The organism is Wolbachia endosymbiont (group A) of Lasioglossum fulvicorne (genome assembly GCF_964028605.1).
Lineage (GTDB): Bacteria > Pseudomonadota > Alphaproteobacteria > Rickettsiales > Anaplasmataceae > Wolbachia.
Window position 1 is genome coordinate 1,188,963 of record NZ_OZ034798.1, and the last position, 16,157, is coordinate 1,205,119.

The 16,157-nt window shown below is 35.0% G+C and carries 16 protein-coding genes, 1 other RNA gene and 4 pseudogenes; 14 read left to right on the forward strand and 7 right to left on the reverse strand.

Annotation, left to right across the window (positions count from 1 at the left end):
- Positions 1-59 precede the first annotated feature (59 nt).
- Both ABWU71_RS06620 and ABWU71_RS06625 read left to right on the forward strand, forming a co-directional pair.
- Positions 60-782 (forward strand): Bax inhibitor-1/YccA family protein, encoded by a 723-nt coding sequence (locus ABWU71_RS06620; protein WP_353284333.1) that lies wholly within the window; start codon positions 60-62, stop codon positions 780-782.
- Entirely contained in the window at positions 783-1,319 is a 537-nt protein-coding gene (locus ABWU71_RS06625; RefSeq protein WP_353284334.1) for a cytochrome c oxidase assembly protein, read from the forward strand.
- Positions 1,320-1,398: 79 nt separating this feature from the next.
- On the opposite strand, the gene ABWU71_RS06630 is transcribed toward ABWU71_RS06625, so the two are convergent.
- Positions 1,399-2,109: an ankyrin repeat domain-containing protein gene (locus tag ABWU71_RS06630; protein ID WP_353284335.1), complete on the reverse strand. Its 711-nt coding sequence runs from the start codon at positions 2,107-2,109 to the stop codon at positions 1,399-1,401.
- Between the two features lie 115 nt (positions 2,110-2,224).
- Between ABWU71_RS06630 and ABWU71_RS06635 the strand changes: the two genes are divergently transcribed.
- The 3 genes and pseudogenes from ABWU71_RS06635 to ABWU71_RS06645 form a co-directional block, all read left to right on the forward strand.
- Positions 2,225-3,202, forward strand: a complete 978-nt coding sequence (locus ABWU71_RS06635) for a quinone oxidoreductase family protein (protein WP_353284336.1) — start codon at positions 2,225-2,227, stop codon at positions 3,200-3,202.
- Positions 3,203-3,672: 470 nt separating this feature from the next.
- Positions 3,673-4,144: pseudogene (locus ABWU71_RS06640) on the forward strand (IS5 family transposase); the annotation flags it as partial.
- A gap of 62 nt (positions 4,145-4,206) precedes the next feature.
- A pseudogene (locus ABWU71_RS06645) lies at positions 4,207-4,625 on the forward strand (IS630 transposase-related protein); the annotation flags it as partial.
- A 27-nt stretch (positions 4,626-4,652) separates the two neighbouring features.
- Here the strand turns inward: ABWU71_RS06645 and ABWU71_RS06650 are convergent.
- Positions 4,653-5,512 (reverse strand): IS630 family transposase gene (locus ABWU71_RS06650; RefSeq protein ID WP_353284076.1). Its coding sequence is split into 2 segments (ribosomal slippage): positions 4,653-5,188 and positions 5,188-5,512, totalling 861 coding nucleotides; the frame shifts between segments, so codons are not numbered across the junction.
- A 61-nt stretch (positions 5,513-5,573) separates the two neighbouring features.
- On the opposite strand from ABWU71_RS06650, the pseudogene ABWU71_RS06655 reads away from it, so the two are divergent.
- From ABWU71_RS06655 to ABWU71_RS06690, 7 genes and pseudogenes are all read left to right on the forward strand, one after another.
- Positions 5,574-5,897 (forward strand): annotated as a pseudogene (locus ABWU71_RS06655) (transposase); the annotation flags it as partial.
- Positions 5,898-5,903: 6 nt separating this feature from the next.
- Positions 5,904-6,200: pseudogene (locus ABWU71_RS06660) on the forward strand (ATP-binding protein); the annotation flags it as partial.
- Positions 6,201-6,284: 84 nt separating this feature from the next.
- Positions 6,285-6,740: a hypothetical protein gene (locus ABWU71_RS06665; protein ID WP_353284337.1), complete on the forward strand. Its 456-nt coding sequence runs from the start codon at positions 6,285-6,287 to the stop codon at positions 6,738-6,740.
- A 248-nt stretch (positions 6,741-6,988) separates the two neighbouring features.
- Positions 6,989-8,185, forward strand: coding sequence for a cell division protein FtsZ (gene ftsZ, locus ABWU71_RS06670; RefSeq protein WP_010962790.1), 1,197 nt, complete (start codon positions 6,989-6,991; stop codon positions 8,183-8,185).
- A complete protein-coding gene (locus tag ABWU71_RS06675) occupies positions 8,185-8,583 on the forward strand; it encodes an EVE domain-containing protein (RefSeq protein WP_353284338.1) in 399 nt (132 codons plus the stop codon). The genes ftsZ and ABWU71_RS06675 overlap by 1 nt, the downstream gene beginning before the upstream one ends.
- Positions 8,584-8,967: 384 nt before the next feature.
- Positions 8,968-9,420: an rRNA maturation RNase YbeY gene (ybeY, locus tag ABWU71_RS06685; protein WP_353284339.1), complete on the forward strand. Its 453-nt coding sequence runs from the start codon at positions 8,968-8,970 to the stop codon at positions 9,418-9,420.
- Positions 9,421-9,506: 86 nt separating this feature from the next.
- A complete protein-coding gene (locus tag ABWU71_RS06690; RefSeq protein ID WP_353284340.1) occupies positions 9,507-10,295 on the forward strand; it encodes a succinate dehydrogenase iron-sulfur subunit in 789 nt (262 codons plus the stop codon).
- A 3-nt stretch (positions 10,296-10,298) separates the two neighbouring features.
- On the opposite strand, the gene ABWU71_RS06695 is transcribed toward ABWU71_RS06690, so the two are convergent.
- Genes ABWU71_RS06695 through ABWU71_RS06710 form a run of 4 tightly spaced genes read right to left on the reverse strand, consistent with a single transcriptional unit; the run spans position 10,299 to position 13,732 of the window.
- Positions 10,299-11,435 (reverse strand): hypothetical protein, encoded by a 1,137-nt coding sequence (locus ABWU71_RS06695; RefSeq protein ID WP_010962793.1) that lies wholly within the window; start codon positions 11,433-11,435, stop codon positions 10,299-10,301.
- A gap of 42 nt (positions 11,436-11,477) precedes the next feature.
- Positions 11,478-12,257 carry a GNAT family N-acetyltransferase gene (locus tag ABWU71_RS06700; RefSeq protein ID WP_353284341.1) on the reverse strand — a complete coding sequence of 260 codons (780 nt, stop codon included), beginning with the start codon at positions 12,255-12,257 and terminating at the stop codon, positions 11,478-11,480.
- Positions 12,247-12,729, reverse strand: coding sequence for a phosphatidylglycerophosphatase A (locus ABWU71_RS06705; RefSeq protein WP_353284342.1), 483 nt, complete (start codon positions 12,727-12,729; stop codon positions 12,247-12,249). The genes ABWU71_RS06700 and ABWU71_RS06705 overlap by 11 nt, the downstream gene beginning before the upstream one ends.
- Positions 12,730-12,748: 19 nt before the next feature.
- The gene (locus tag ABWU71_RS06710) at positions 12,749-13,732 is read right to left on the reverse strand and encodes an NAD(P)H-dependent glycerol-3-phosphate dehydrogenase (RefSeq protein WP_353284343.1); all 984 of its coding nucleotides are present in this window, start codon (positions 13,730-13,732) and stop codon (positions 12,749-12,751) included.
- Positions 13,733-14,057: 325 nt separating this feature from the next.
- Between ABWU71_RS06710 and ABWU71_RS06715 the strand changes: the two genes are divergently transcribed.
- Entirely contained in the window at positions 14,058-14,828 is a 771-nt protein-coding gene (locus ABWU71_RS06715; RefSeq protein ID WP_353284344.1) for a response regulator transcription factor, read from the forward strand.
- Positions 14,829-14,879: 51 nt separating this feature from the next.
- Here ABWU71_RS06715 and rnpB read toward each other — a convergent pair.
- Positions 14,880-15,229, reverse strand: an RNA gene (gene rnpB, locus ABWU71_RS06720) — RNase P RNA component class A.
- 111 nt (positions 15,230-15,340) lie between these two features.
- On the opposite strand from rnpB, the gene ABWU71_RS06725 reads away from it, so the two are divergent.
- Positions 15,341-16,133 (forward strand): IS5 family transposase gene (locus tag ABWU71_RS06725; protein WP_265023453.1). Its coding sequence is split into 2 segments (ribosomal slippage): positions 15,341-15,604 and positions 15,606-16,133, totalling 792 coding nucleotides; the frame shifts between segments, so codons are not numbered across the junction.
- Positions 16,134-16,157 lie beyond the last annotated feature (24 nt).

Genomic DNA, 16,157 nt, shown 5'->3' on the forward strand with positions numbered 1-16,157 from the left:
TGATAAAAATGTGGTTTTATATTATAATGCGTTAAATAATGGACAAAAGGAGTTATACTATGTCTTACATGAGAAATGAACAGGATATTCGCTCTCAAGGCGCTTATTATAGTGCTGGGCTCAGAAGTTATCTGACTAAAGTATATAATTACATGGCTTTAGCTTTAGGTGTTACAGGACTTGTTGCATTTTTAACGGTGTTTTCTGGTCTTTTTCAGGTGATTTATTCTAATCCCGTCCTATCGCTTGTGGTAATGTTATCTCCGGTTGCATTGGTGTTCTACATGTCTTATAGAATTCAACACCTAAGTGCTCAGTCTGCCGTTACTATATTTTTCTCGTTCTCAGTGTTGATGGGGCTTTCCTTATCTTATGTTTTCATAGTTTATACTGCAGAAAATATAGCAAGGGCGTTTTTCATTACATCGATCATGTTTGGCTCTATGGCTTTATATGGTAATACTACAAAAAGAGATCTTACAAGTATGGGCTCTTTCTTGATTATGGGAATCTGGGGGTTAATCATTGCGTCTATAGTAAATTTATTCCTTGGAAGTAGTCCTCTCTACTTTGCAATATCGTTTATATCAGTAATAGTGTTTACTTTAATGACTGCGTATGATGCTCAAAGAATCAAGGACGTTTATTATAAATATAACGACGGATCAGAAGTCGCTACTACTAAATTGGCAATACTCGGTGCAACTAATCTTTACTTTGACTTTATTAACATATTTCTCAATCTACTCAGGTTACTTAATTTATTTAATAGTAGAGATTAGATGTTTTCCTTTTTAAGGAAAGGTAGTAAGAATTCTATAGTTTTCTTTTTAATATCTCTAGTTGTATTGATGTTGTGTCTTGCATATGCATCGGTGCCACTATATAGCATTTTTTGTAAAGCTACTGGATATGGTGGCACAACAAGAAAAGTAACTAATGCAACAATAAGTGCAACTGACCAAAAAATCAGGGTTCACTTCAATGCTGATATAATGTCCGATCTACCTTGGGAATTTAAATCAGAAACTAACTATGTTGACGTAAACATAGGAGAACAAAGTTTAGCGTTTTATTACGCAAAAAATCTATCTGATCAGCCTTCATTTGGTATGGCAGTATATAACGTTACGCCTTTCAAAGCAGGTAAGTATTTCAATAAAGTTGCATGCTTTTGTTTTGAAGAGCAAATGTTGCTACCAAAACAAAAAGCAGCTATGCCCGTATCTTTCTATATAGATCCTGAGATAATGCTTAATAGTAATACAAAAGATTTGAGCGAAATAACACTATCATACACGTTCTTTAAGCTTAAGTAACAAACTTTTTCCTATGTTATCCAAGCAGCGTGAGCTAGAAGAAGTGCGTTGTTATTTAAATAATAGTTATGCAACAGATCTATTGAATTGAGCAGGAGCTCTTATTTGCTTTTTGCGCACTGACTACTTGTGTCTCAGTGCTTGGTATTTCTAAACCAATCAATTCCCATCCTTCATTATTTGCTTCACAAGCATTCCAACATTGAGCCAATTCCTTATTATTTTTTACAGAATCTGGCATTTCTTTGTCAGGATTTTTTTCTAATGTATGCTTAATTAGAATCTTACAGCAATCTTCGCAGTTAATTGACTTATCTGTACCATATAATTTAGTAACGCAATCTAAAGCGGTATTTCCACCGTAGTGTTCATGTGGGCTATCACTTACCCCAACTTCTATGAGAGCCTTTAACATGTCTGGAGAACGCGTCAAAGCGCAGGCATGTAAATATCCTTTTTCGCTTTGCACGTTAGCCCCTGCTTTTATTAAAACTTGCGCTAGATTTGGTAAAACGCAAGGTTTGCAATTAATAGCAATAGAAAAGAGACTATCTACTGGAAAGCCATCATAGTCTTTCAAATCAAATTTGTGATCAATATTAAAACCTTTTTTTTCCCAAGAAGTGTATAAATCTTTATAATAGTTTTCTCTGCTTGAGGTTCGCATTCCACTTTCTAGCCTTTCTTTTATTTTTTTTATTACATTACTAGTATCTAAATCGTTATCTTCATCCACTTTGTACAACACATTATACAAAGCACTATAAAGCGAATTTTCTCTATCCATCATAATTTATACCTTAAAACTATTAATATACGCTTATATAGTATATAAACTCTAAATAACATTTTGCAAAATATTAATTGTTAGATAACATAATCAAAGTTTTTATCTTACATTCATCATGGTTAGAGCTATACAAATAAAAAAAACTGGGGGACCAGAAGTATTAGAATTTGTAGATAAGAATATAGGTGAGCCAAAAGGCGAGGAAGTTTTAGTACGTCATACAACTATCGGCTTAAATCGTTATGACTTGGAGCACAGAAAAGGTACGCGCAAAATTAAAAATTTACCATCAGTGCTTGGGATAGAAGCAGTGGGAGTTATTGAAAAGCTTGGTAAAAAAATCAGTGATGGATTGAAGGTTGGAGACAGAGTTGGATATTGCACAGCTCCTCCAGGGGCATATTGTGAAAAGCGCATTATACACCAGAAATATCTGATAAAAATCCCAGATGACATATCTGATGAAGTTGCTGCTGCAGTGCTGTTTAAAGGTATGACAGCTCACTATTTAGTTAATCAATCTTACAAAATCAGGCCTGGTGCTTTCGTGCTAGTTCATGGAGCTAATGGTGGCTTAGGACAAATAATATGTCAATGGGCAAAGGATAAAAAAGGTGTAGTAATAGGTTCTGTAAGCTCTGATGAAAAAATGAAGATAGCTTTACAAAGTGGCTGCACATACGCAATAAACTACAATGATAAAGACTTCGTTTCTAAAATTATGGAGATTACGCAAAACAGAGGAGTAGGTGCAGTGTATGATCCTATAGGTTACGCTACAAGCAAGCTCTCTTTTGAATCTTTAGGCAGGTTCGGCATATACGTTTCCTATGGGCAGATATCAGGTAACGCTCCTATTAGTTTTTCTTTACTTAGTTCACGTTCGTTATTTGCAACTGGAACCTCAATATACCATTATAAGCATGATAGATTCACATTAGTGCTTACCACAATGGAAATCTTCGAGATGATAAGAAAAAAACTTTTAACTGTACGGATCAATAAAAAATATAAATTTGATGAAATAATTCAAGCCCATCGCGATATGGAAAATAGAAAAGCAAGTGGGTTAAATATTATTAAAATCTCTTAAGTAAATTAGTAATTTAAATTAACCATTCATTAAATCATATCAACTAGAATTTCATATATTTAATTCTCCTTTTGGAGGAATTAAAAGCATATAGCTAAACTGACTTAGATTTACCGACAACCGTCATCCCGCTACGTGTTAGCGGAATCTATACCGCGAATAGACTTCTTGCATAACCCAAATTAAGTAGAAAAAGGTATCATCCAAGTAGCTGACACTGGTTCCTTTATGACGGCAGTAGCCCCTTCTCCTGTCATCCCAGTGCCCTCTTCTTGTCATCCGAGTAGCTGACACTGGGATCCAGATTCACCTTATGATGGTGTCATGAAAGTAGCTGACACTGGTTTCCATCCAAGACGGTGTCATTCCTTAGAACCTGTACATGATCTCAAGAAAGGAATAAACTAAGAACCTGTACATGATCTCAAGAAAGGAATAAACTAAGAGATAATATATATAAGTTAGGATATATGAGGAGTTTATACCCAAGTGATATAAGTCGGGAAAGATTTGAGATTATGTTACCAGATCTAGAGTCCTGTAGAAAAAAAACAAAACCAAGAAAACTTGATTTGTATGATGTATTTTGTGGAGTGTTATACGTTCTGAAAAGCGGTTGTCAGTGGAGAATGCTACCAAAAGAGTTTCCAAAATGGCGCAATTGTTACGACTATTTTAAGAAGTGGAGTGAAAAACCAGATGCAGATAAAGAAAGTGTTCTGGAGCTGGTGTTAAAAAAAAATAGTTGGCGTGGTCCGACAAAACAATGGTCGGAAAGAAAAAACCAGCTTCTGCATAATTGATGCACAGAGTGTAAAAAATGCAGATACTGCTGAAGAAAAAGGCTATGATGCAGGCAAAAAGATTTCAGGAATAAAACGCCATATTGCAGTAGATACGCAAGGTTTGCCCCATGCAATTTATATAACAACAGCAGAGATATAGCTCTTTTCATAGAAGTCCGGATGTGATAAGATAAGGATAGACGATGATAAGGAGGTTGAGTGCCAGCAGCATATAGTTATGACTTAAGGAAAAAAGCAATGGAAGCGCTAGAGGAGGGAGGAAGCAGAGAAACAGTGGCAGCAAGATTTAAAATTGGACGAACTACTTTATGGGAGTGGCAGCAAAGAAGAAAAGAAACAGGAGACTTTCAATCAAAAAAACTTGGAAATGGAGGTTACAATCACAAAATTACCGACTGGGATGCCTTTGCTAAATTTGCCAGAGAAAACGGAGGAAAGACTCTGTCGGAAATGGCTAAACTTTGGGGCAACGTTAGTATCCAAACGATCCACCGAGCTCTCAGAAAAATTGGATTTACGCGCAAAAAAAGACATATGGATACAAGGAAAGAAACGAAGAAAAACGTGCTGAATTCTTAAAAATTATAGCAACAAAAGAACCAGAAAACTTAGTTTATAGCATTTCTCATAATAGTCCGAACAGGTCATAGGAAGGCAGAATCAACAGCACGACGAAAGGATTCGAATAGAGGAATGTTTTTCCTAGCTCTGTTTTTTATAGCAAACCAATGATGCTCAATTTTGTTGAAATCTGGAGAATACGGCGGCAGATACAAAATTTCTGCACCAACTCCTCTAGCAAGCTCGATAATCTTACCAGACTTATGAAAAGTAGCATTGTCAAGAATGACAGTCTGTCCAGGTTCCAAGATCGGTGTCAAAAATTGCTCAAACCATCCATTAAAAACATCCATATTACAGTGGCCTTCAAAGGTTAATGGAGCAACTATCTTTCTTCTACTTAAGGCTGCAACCATACTGATTCGTTGAGTTTTCTTTCCAGATTTTAGGCCATAAAACCGCTGTCCTTTCTGGCAATACCCATATGGATAGTCCTCTGTGTTATCAATGCCAGACTCATCTATATAAACTAAGTTTTCTGGTTCTTTTGTTGCTATAATTTTTAAGAATTCAGCACGTTTTTCTTCGTTTCTTTCCTTGTATCCATATGTCTTTTTTTGCGCGTAAATCCAATTTTTCTGAGAGCTCGGTGGATCGTTTGGATACTAACGTTGCCCCAAAGTTTAGCCATTTCCGACAGAGTCTTTCCTCCGTTTTCTCTGGCAAATTTAGCAAAGGCATCCCAGTCGGTAATTTTGTGATTGTAACCTCCATTTCCAAGTTTTTTTGATTGAAAGTCTCCTGTTTCTTTTCTTCTTTGCTGCCACTCCCATAAAGTAGTTCGTCCAATTTTAAATCTTGCTGCCACTGTTTCTCTGCTTCCTCCCTCCTCTAGCGCTTCCATTGCTTTTTTCCTTAAGTCATAACTATATGCTGCTGGCACTCAACCTCCTTATCATCGTCTATCCTTATCTTATCACATCCGGACTTCTATGAAAAGAGCTATAACTGACCGTAGCAGTGCTGTGAGAATGGTCGAAAATGCAAAAGAAAACCTCTCGGGAGTTAAAAATGTACTGGTTGATGCAGGCTATACTGGAGAGAATTTTGCAACTCAAATAAAAACGATTATTGGTGCAACCGTTGAAGTGATAAAAAGAAATGAATTACATTCCTTTGTTGTATTGCCCAAAAGATGGGTTGTGGAGCGATCTTTTGCTTGGTTAGAAAAATGTAGAAGATTGTGGAAAAATTGTGAGCGAAAACTCAATACTAGCCTACAAATGGTCGTTCTGGCTTTCACTGCCTTACTTCTGAAAAGATTATGAACAGGCTCTAAGATCATAAGAGAAAGAGTGATAGCAGCAAGAAAAATTCAAACTGAGCGTTATAGTGAATTAAATATTCGTTGCAATTCAGAAGTAAGCGGTGAAGCATTTAATAAATTTACTGAACCAGATCAGGCAGGGTTAGAATTGCTAAAATACGTACTGAAAGAAAATTACATCTCCAATCGAGGCTAAACACGCGTATTAAAAGTTGCAAGAACTATTGCAGATCTTGCAAAAACTGAAAAAGTAAAAAGAGCACACATTGCTGAAGCGCTGAATTACAGAATAAGGGTATATTAAAAGATTAGTTTATTTGACAGATAATTTGTTTCACTGTATACTGCCCTTAATGAAGTTTTAATATTCTATTTAAGGAGTAGAGTTATGACACGAACAGGTTATAAGTATCGAGAAGGGGATAGCGTTTTTCGTGCTATTTTAGGAGGATATAAACAAGTTGATGATTATTGGGGAGTTCCAGGTGCTGCTGGTGGAGCTGGTCAGTACGCTATGCATAATAAATGGAGAATAGCATCATTTCTGGTTGCAGTTCCAAGTATTGTCTTTACAGCAATGCATATGAAAGCAGGCTTTGTGAGTGCAGCAGAAGCTTCTGGGTTTCTTGCTAAGACTGCCAGCTACTTTGTTGGGACAAATCAAGCAATAGCTGCTTCATTACCTGGATTTATCGGAACAGGTGTTGCTGGTCAGATAGTTGCAGGTGCCATAATGATAATTGCTGCAGCTGCTGCTGTTTATGGAATATGTCAAATTGCCTCAACATTAAAAGATGTTGCGGTTGAAGCATGGAAAGGGGAAGAGAAAGAGAAGACAACATAATAATCTTCAACAAAACAAAAAGGGATAGGTTTCTGTCCCTTTTTATAAACGTTTTCTATTTTTTGCATCGGTTAAGTGATATCATCTAAGAATTTAGTTATTATAATTAACAGCACTTATTAATATAAATGTTAAGAATAAGTAAATCCCGTTTGCTGTTTACGCCTATGGAAGTGAAAAGTATTTACATATTATTAAAAAAGCGGTAACTTATTATCAAGTGAATTCGCTAAATTTGAGTAATTTAAATGTCTATTGATCTTAGTCTGCCGGAGTTACCTATATTACACCCAAGGATTACCGTTGTGGGAGTGGGTGGTGCTGGCGGAAATGCTGTGAATAACATGATCCAATCTAATTTGCAAGGAGTGAATTTTGTTGTCGCAAATACCGATGCTCAAGCACTAGAAAAGTCGTTATGTGATAAAAAAATTCAGCTTGGCATTAATTTAACTAAGGGTCTTGGTGCTGGTGCTTTGCCTGATGTTGGCAAAGGTGCAGCAGAAGAATCAATTGATGAGATTATGGAGCATATAAAAGATAGTCATATGCTTTTCATCACAGCAGGAATGGGCGGTGGTACTGGAACCGGTGCAGCACCGGTAATTGCAAAAGCAGCCAGAGAAGCAAGAGCCGCAGTTAAGGATAGAGCGCCAAAAGAAAAAAAGATATTGACTGTTGGAGTTGTAACTAAACCGTTCGGTTTTGAAGGTGTGCGCCGCATGCGCATTGCAGAGCTTGGACTTGAAGAATTGCAAAAATACGTGGATACACTTATTGTCATTCCAAATCAGAATTTATTTAGAATTGCAAATGAAAAAACTACATTTTCTGATGCATTTAAACTTGCTGATAATGTTCTGCACATTGGCATCAGAGGAGTAACTGACTTGATGGTCATGCCAGGGCTTATTAATCTTGATTTTGCTGATATAGAAACAGTAATGAGCGAGATGGGCAAAGCGATGATCGGCACCGGAGAGGCAGAAGGAGAAGATAGAGCAATTAGTGCTGCGGAAGCTGCAATATCCAATCCATTGCTTGATAATGTATCAATGAAAGGTGCGCAAGGAATATTAATTAACATTACTGGTGGCGGAGATATGACTCTGTTTGAAGTTGATGCTGCAGCCAATAGAGTGCGTGAAGAAGTAGATGAAAATGCAAATATAATATTTGGTGCTACTTTTGATCAAGCGATGGAGGGAAGAGTTAGAGTTTCTGTTCTTGCAACTGGCATTGATGGTCGCAATAATAAATCAGAAACTTCACCTATAAGTCAGAGCGAAGACTCAGAGAAAGAGAAATTTAAGTGGCCATATAGTCAAAGTGAAAGTACGCAAGACAAAACACTGGAAACAAAACCAGCTGAACAGGTAAGCGAAGGAGCTAAGTGGGGCAGCAATATCTATGATATACCAGCTTACTTAAGAAGAAAAAAATAATGCAATTTTGGCTACTCAAGTCAGAACCAAGTGAATACTCATGGCAAAAAATGGAAAAGGAGCAGGTAGTTGAGTGGGATGGTGTGCGCAATTATCAGGCTCAAAATTACATGAAAATTATGAAAGTAAGCGATCTTGCGTTTTTTTATCACACAGGTAAAGAGAAAGCAATACTTGGAATCGTTGAAGTATTTAAAGAGTATTATCATGTTAATGATCCCAAGTTCGGATTAGTGAATGTAAAGTTTTTGAAACCTTTAAATAACCAAGTAACGTTAAGTAATATAAAACAAAACCCACTTTTGAAAAATATGGCTATATTAAAACAACCACGTTTATCAATTGCCCCAGTTTCGGAAATTGAATGGAATGAAATAATAAGGATGAGTGATGTGTAATACCTGTCATTTCAGTTCCTAAATGATGTCATCTCAGCACGCAACGCACAGCTGTATGAATATTTGTCTCGAAGGCAGTGCATTAAACGTTATAGCCGATTTTGCATCAAACACAAAGGTGTCATTCCAGTGCTTGACACTGGAATCCAGCCTTAATGCAACCACATTAAAGCCGTTGTGTTTTAATATAAGATTAACTACTTTTATATTCACTAACTTGATGTCTAATCAAAATTCCTGGATCCCAGTGTCTAGGCACTGGGATGACATCCTTCTAGTGTACAATATTCGTACAGTTGTGTACATGACACAGGGGTCTATAGCTCTTCTTTTTTGGATTCCAGTGTCAGCTAATTGCATGACACCCTTACTGGTGCGTTACTCATGTTAGAAGTAAATGTTCTTGACAAGAAATGGTGCAGCATTATAGAAAATCCTAAAAATTTTGTATTAGGTGTCATCAATGCTTCTCTAAAAGAATTAAAAATAGACCACTATAAACCAAATATATCAATAGCTCTGGCTGATGATGACTTGCTACATCAACTCAATTTAAAATTTAGAGAAATGGATAAGCCAACTAATGTGCTATCATTTCCGTATGAACAATTGTCTAATGAGTGCGATTTAGGAGATATAGCAATTTCAATAGACACAATAAAAAGAGAATCGCATAAGTATTGTATACCCATTCTTGCTCACATTGCACATATGTTAGTGCATGGATTACTGCATTTACTTGGTTATGATCACCAAAAAAAAGATGAAGAAATTATAATGAAAAATCTAGAAAGAGAGATTTTAGCTTCGCTTGGCTACAATATGTGCGCGATTTAAAAGGAATTTAATAAAAATATAGTAGATGATAATAAAATATGTTATCTACAAAGGGTTTTAGCTATAAACAATAAAAGGTAAGTGATATGGTTCAGTTTTCTTTGCCAAAGAATTCTAAAATTAATCAAAAGGGCAAAATTTATCCTATTCCTGCTAGAGCAAAAAACATCAGAAGATTTCAAATTTACCGTTGGTCTGCTGATGACGAGAAAAACCCTAGAATAGACACATTTTTTATTGATATGGATAGTTGTGGCCCTATGGTACTTGATGCATTAATAAAAATAAAGGATGAAATAGATTCGACTTTAACTTTCAGACGTTCTTGTAGAGAAGGCATATGTGGATCTTGTGCCATGAATATTGATGGAGCCAATACTCTTGCATGTACTAGATCTATACACGATATAAAAGGTGACGTAAAAATATATCCATTACCTCACATGTATGTGATAAAGGACCTAGTCTCGGACTTGAGCCAATTTTATGAGCAATACAAATCAATTAAACCTTGGTTACAAGCAGATAAGCCTGCCCTACCAAATAAAGAATACTCTCAATCTCCTGAAGATAGAAAAAAATTAGATGGCTTGTCCGACTGTATATTATGTGCTTGCTGTTCAACTGGTTGTCCAAGCTACTGGTGGAATAGTGATAAATTTTTAGGACCAGCAATACTATTACAAGCCTACAGATGGATTGCTGACAGCCGTGATAATAAGACAGGTGAAAGACTTGATGTTTTAAACGACCCATTCAAGTTGTATCGTTGTCATACAATAATGAATTGCACAAAAACTTGTCCTAAAGGACTTAATCCAGCAAGAGCAATAGCGAAAGTAAAACAGCTCATGGTAGAGAGAGAAGGAGTTTAAGTATCATCTTTTGCATTCTTCGTAAGAGAACAGCAAACCTTCCGAAGCGTAGGGTATTGTTAATACCCTGAACGCTTTTCCATTCGTGAAATGCATCGTATCATCATACGATTCAAATAATTTTTTGAACAACTCATGTCTTTGGTTACTAATAGTTTGAAAATCCTCTTTTTCTAAAAGCTTTTTAGATTCGAAGAGGTACAGCATAACTTCATGATAAGTTGGGTAAGATGCCAAAAATTTTGGGTCAAATTGAAAGGTTTTTATAAAAGCATTATTATAAAATTTTAGCTTTTGATTCTTACTATATATCACTATAGCAACCGGTAACCTCTCAAGCAAATTTTTCTGTGTAGCTAAATAACTGTTTAATTCAGTATATAATTTCTCTGCATCACTAACATCTTTTCCATACATTACTATGCTACCAGAACCTTGTATTGGAATTTTAACAAAATCGAAAACCTTAGGTTCGTTCTTATAAGTTATGACATGTCTTCCTGGTTTTGTGCTATGAGCGCTACCGGTAATAGCAAATTTCTTAGAACCATCTACATATTTATCATAAAACAAGTTATAAAATTCCACCTTTCTACTCTTGTTATATCTTAGTATTGGAAATGGTAAAGAGTTGAAAACGTTTTTATAGCTCTCCACTTCCTGTGTAAGCTTACTATTTTCTAACTCAAGTCCGTTAGCCTTTATCTTACAGTCTGAGACATTCCTTATCCATAACAGCACACCTATTACATTGTTAGAATCATCTATTATGCTTCTACCGTAACATATGCAATAAACCTCACTGTCTTTTGACTTTAAATCTAGAGTAAAAGATTTATTTATTTCCTTTGCCTCAACAAAATTTTTAATTAAGCTTTCTGATTGCTCAAAAAAATTCACAAACTCATTAAATGAGTAAAAAACAGTATTAAGCAAAATTAGTAAATTGGGAGAGAACTTTTCTATACGTTTTTTTGCATCCCAAATATAAAACCCATCATTCACAGTATCAATTAAATTATTTATGATAACATTTTGATGCTGTAAGTTCTTAATCTTATTACTAATTTTTAATTTAGAATAAGAGAGAAAGAATAATATTAGAATCAATATTAAAACCACTTCATACAAAAAAAACATAGCACTTTTAAAACAAATGTAAAAATTTGTAACCGCTCAGAATTATGCTGAAGAGGTATATAAGTAAAGATTGCCTAACATTTGAAAGCCCAATCTCTTATAAAGGTTCACAGAAGATTTCATACAATGTGCTACTATATATTTGCATTCAAGCTGTTTAGCTATCTTTATTCTTTCTAAAACCATTTGGGTACCTATTCCACGATTTCTGTACATTGGTAAAACACCAACACTATAAAAACCAGCTACGCTGTTTTGAACATAAAGACCGCATGTCCCAATAATTTCACTATTTAGTGTTACAAGAAAAAATCTTAATCTTGAGTTCTTATCATCATAATTTGATAATCCGCGAAAAAATGTGCTGACAATTCCAACGCCATGATAAAAAATTTTAGAAGTGTGTAAATCTAACTGTTCTAAGAGGTCGCTACCATTTACAGCATTTAACCTCAAGTTTGGAATAACATCAGCAGGTAAAAAGTAATTTTTCATATTAAGTAAAGCTTTTTTTGGTGTGCTAACGTGTTTTATTTCACACTTTTCTAAAATATCTCTTATTTTTATATGTGAATTTATTACCCATGTTGCTTCTATATCTCTTGTTCTGAGATAATCTAGAGTTTTTTGTATAGAAAGCTCGGTACATTGATCTCCACAGAACACAAAATTAAATAATGACTCCCTGGTACCATTTATTGTAAATATGATGTTATCAAATTCATCGTGTACTTCCCACTCAGATAAATTCGCTGTGTACAGTATATAATCCTTTAGATTTTGAACAATTAAGCTTGAATAATAAATTTTTTTATCCTGCATACACCAACAATAAACAATAAAAGGCTCCTATAAGAACACAGGCTAAAATTGCAGCTATAACGTCATCTAGCATAATACCTAAAGGACCTTTGGTATTTTTATCGATCAAATTTATAGGCCACGTTTTTATTATATCAAAAAACCTAAAAGAAAAAAAGCACAACAACAATGAAGAGCAATTCATCTCTTGGCTTAACAATATCGAAACTAAAAGTATCGTCAGCAATTGACCAACCACTTCGTCAATTACTACCTCTTTTGGATCACATGAAGTCTTGTAATGTTTTATATAATGACCTGTAGACCATAATCCAATTAAGAATAAAAAAGAAATAATTGCTGCACCTAAAATTTTGTTGCTCAGGATTACAGGAACAAGCGGAAAAGAAGCCAAACTACCCACAGTACCTGGCATTTTTTTTACTGTTCCAGATAGCCACCACGTTGATATTAATTTATATAAAAATTTCACAATATATCCAAATACAAAATTAACTTATAAGAACAGAAATAGTATCCTCTATAGAGGCGCTTTCATACAATAATCTATAGACCGCTTCACATATAGGCATTTTTATCTTTAGCTTTCCTGCTAAATTAAATGCGGACTCAGCAGTGCTAAAACCTTCAATCACTGACTTGCCTTCTGACAAAATCTGCTGAACATTAAAGCCATTGTCACTATTACCTATTTTAAACCCAAAAGATAGGTTTCTTGAATTCAAGGATGTGCATGTCATAATTAGGTCACCCAGACATGCTGGCCCAAGTAGTGTATTTATATCCACACTACCGTCACCAACTTTTGCTGAGTATAAAGCCTTAATTTCGCTCATACTTTTCGTAATCAATGCTGCATGAGCATTAAACCCAAGTTTACTACCTAGAACAATCCCACACGCTATAGCAAAAACGTTCTTTAACGCTGCACAAATCTGTACTCCTATAATGTCGTTACTAAACTCCAATTTAGCATTTTCTTGCTGTAGTTCTGATATTAGCTTTGAACCTAATGTGTTATTTTGGCATGCAAGAACCATTGAATAGGGTAATTTTCTTGCAACTTCTACAGCAAAGCTAGGACCTGAAAAAATAGCAATAGGATTGTTAGGTAAAACTTCATTTACTATTTCACTAGGTAATTTTAATGTAGACTTTTCTATTCCCTTACAAGCTAAAATTATTGCTACATCTTTTTTCAGATTACAATCATGCAATTGCTGACATACCTTCCTCAGAGACTGAGTGGGAACAGTGAGGATTGTTACTGAAGCATTAATTGTGTCTTCAATAGCCAATTTTACTGACACACTATCAGAAATTCGACAACCGGGTAGCTTGTCACTTTCTCTTTTTCCGTTGATTGATTCAAATGTAGTTTCATTGTGAGTCCACAAAATCACATCTTTCTTACTACCTAATGAAATTGCGATTGCTGTACCCCATGCACCAGCACCTAAAATTGATATTGCCACACAATATTCCTGAAAATATTACTTATACTTTAAAATAGTAGGATAAGTAAATTAAAAATATAACACAAACATATAGAATAGTTAAATATTTATTAACCGAAGTATTCTTTTAATAATAGTAACTTTAATTCAATATTTACTAAAAATATTATTACTATCATGGTATGTCTATTATATTTTAGATCTATTTATATAACTTTGGAACAATATATTTACTATTAATTAATAAGTGTAATTTTGATCATTTGTTAATAAAAATTTGATTTATTACTTTCCTTAGTTATATATATTACTAAAATTATAAATTATTTATGGGGTGTAAAATATGCGTATATTATTAATTGAAGATGATCAAGTAAGTGCAAAGACTGTGGTTAATGCCTTAACTTCTGATGGACACTTCTGTGAAGTTGTTACTTCTGCACAAGATTATAACAATAATATGGTTTCCTCAAACGGAGATTACTATGACCTAGTTATTTTAGATATACACTTGCCTGGTGATATTGACGGATATGATATATTGTTAAGATTAAGAAGTGCAAAAATCAAAGTTCCTGTCCTAATACTTTCATGTATATCTGCTGTTAATCACAAAGCTAAAGGACTCGGGTATGGTGCCGATGATTACTTAACCAAACCATTTCATAAAAGCGAGTTATTAGCTCGAATTAAGGCCATAGTGCGTCGTACTAAAGGCCATCCTGAATCGGTGATAAAGATTGGTAATATAAATATCAATTTTGATCACAGGATTGTTGAGGTGAAAGGTAAAACGGTTCACCTTACTAATAAAGAGTATTCTATGATAGAATTGTTAGCATTGCGTAAAGGAACAGTACTAACAAAAGAAATGTTCTTAAATCATCTTTACAATGGCTTAGATGAACCTTCAGATAACAAGATAGTTGATGTTTTTATGTGTAAATTACGTAAGAAACTTGAAAGTGCAAATGATGGAAAAAGCCACATAGAAACCGTTTGGGGCAGAGGGTATGTTCTGAAAGAGTATGTTGATGATGAAGAATATTCTAATGTTAATGTAGGCGAAAGTAGTGATGGCTATCAAGCAGAACAAGTGAAGGACAACGCATGAAATGCCTACACATTTAAATATAGCATGGCTTATGTCGCACGTATCATGTGAACGCCTAGGTGAAATATAAGCCGAGTTCTGTTTATGTAGCTATTTATCTGGAGTAAATGTTACCATTTACCGCATGCGATTTACCCGAGTAGATATGAGGAAAACATAAAATCTACTTCTATTTAATCTTGCTCCTAGTGTTGGTTACTCGACTACCAATGTTGCCATTGCCATGGTGTGCTCTTACCACACCTTTTCACCCTTACCTAAAAATATTTTAGGCGGTAATTTTCTGTAGCCCTATAACTGGAGTTACCTCCGGCGGGCATTACCCGTCACTATTTTTCCTTGGAGTCCGGACTTTCCTCTGCTATGTTTATCACACAACAGCAGCTACTTATTTCACCCAGGAATTATACTTTAACATGAAAATCACAAAAGCAAAAGACAATTTCCTAAGAACCTGTACATGATCTCAAGAAAGGAATAAACTAAGAGATAATATATATAAGTTAGGATATATGAGGAGTTTATACCCAAGTGATATAAGTCGGGAAAGATTTGAGATTATGTTACCAGATCTAGAGTCCTGTAGAAAAAAAACAAAACCAAGGAAACTTGATTTGTATGATGTATTTTGTGGAGTGTTATACGTTCTGAAAAGCGGTTGTCAGTGGAGAATGCTACCAAAAGAGTTTCCAAAATGGCGCAATTGTTACGACTATTTTAAGAAGTGGAGTGAAAAACCAGATGCAGATAAAGAAAGTGTTCTGGAGCTGGTGTTAAAAAAAAATAGTTGGCGTGGTCCGACAAAACAATGGTCGGAAAGAAAAAACCAGCTTCTGCATAATTGATGCACAGAGTGTAAAAAATGCAGATACTGCTGAAGAAAAAGGCTATGATGCAGGCAAAAAGATTTCAGGAATAAAACGCCATATTGCAGTAGATACGCAAGGTTTGCCCCATGCAATTTATATAACAACAGCAGAGATAACTGACCGTAGCAGTGCTGTGAGAATGGTCGAAAATGCAAAAGAAAACCTCTCGGGAGTTAAAAATGTACTGGTTGATGCAGGCTATACTGGAGAGAATTTTGCAACTCAAATAAAAACGATTATTGGTGCAACCGTTGAAGTGATAAAAAGAAATGAATTACATTCCTTTGTTGTATTGCCCAAAAGATGGGTTGTGGAGCGATCTTTTGCTTGGTTAGAAAAATGTAGAAGATTGTGGAAAAATTGTGAGCGAAAACTCAATACTAGCCTACAAATGGTCGTTCTGGCTTTCACTGCCTTACTTCTGAAAAGATTATGAACAGGCTCTAACAGTCTACATATT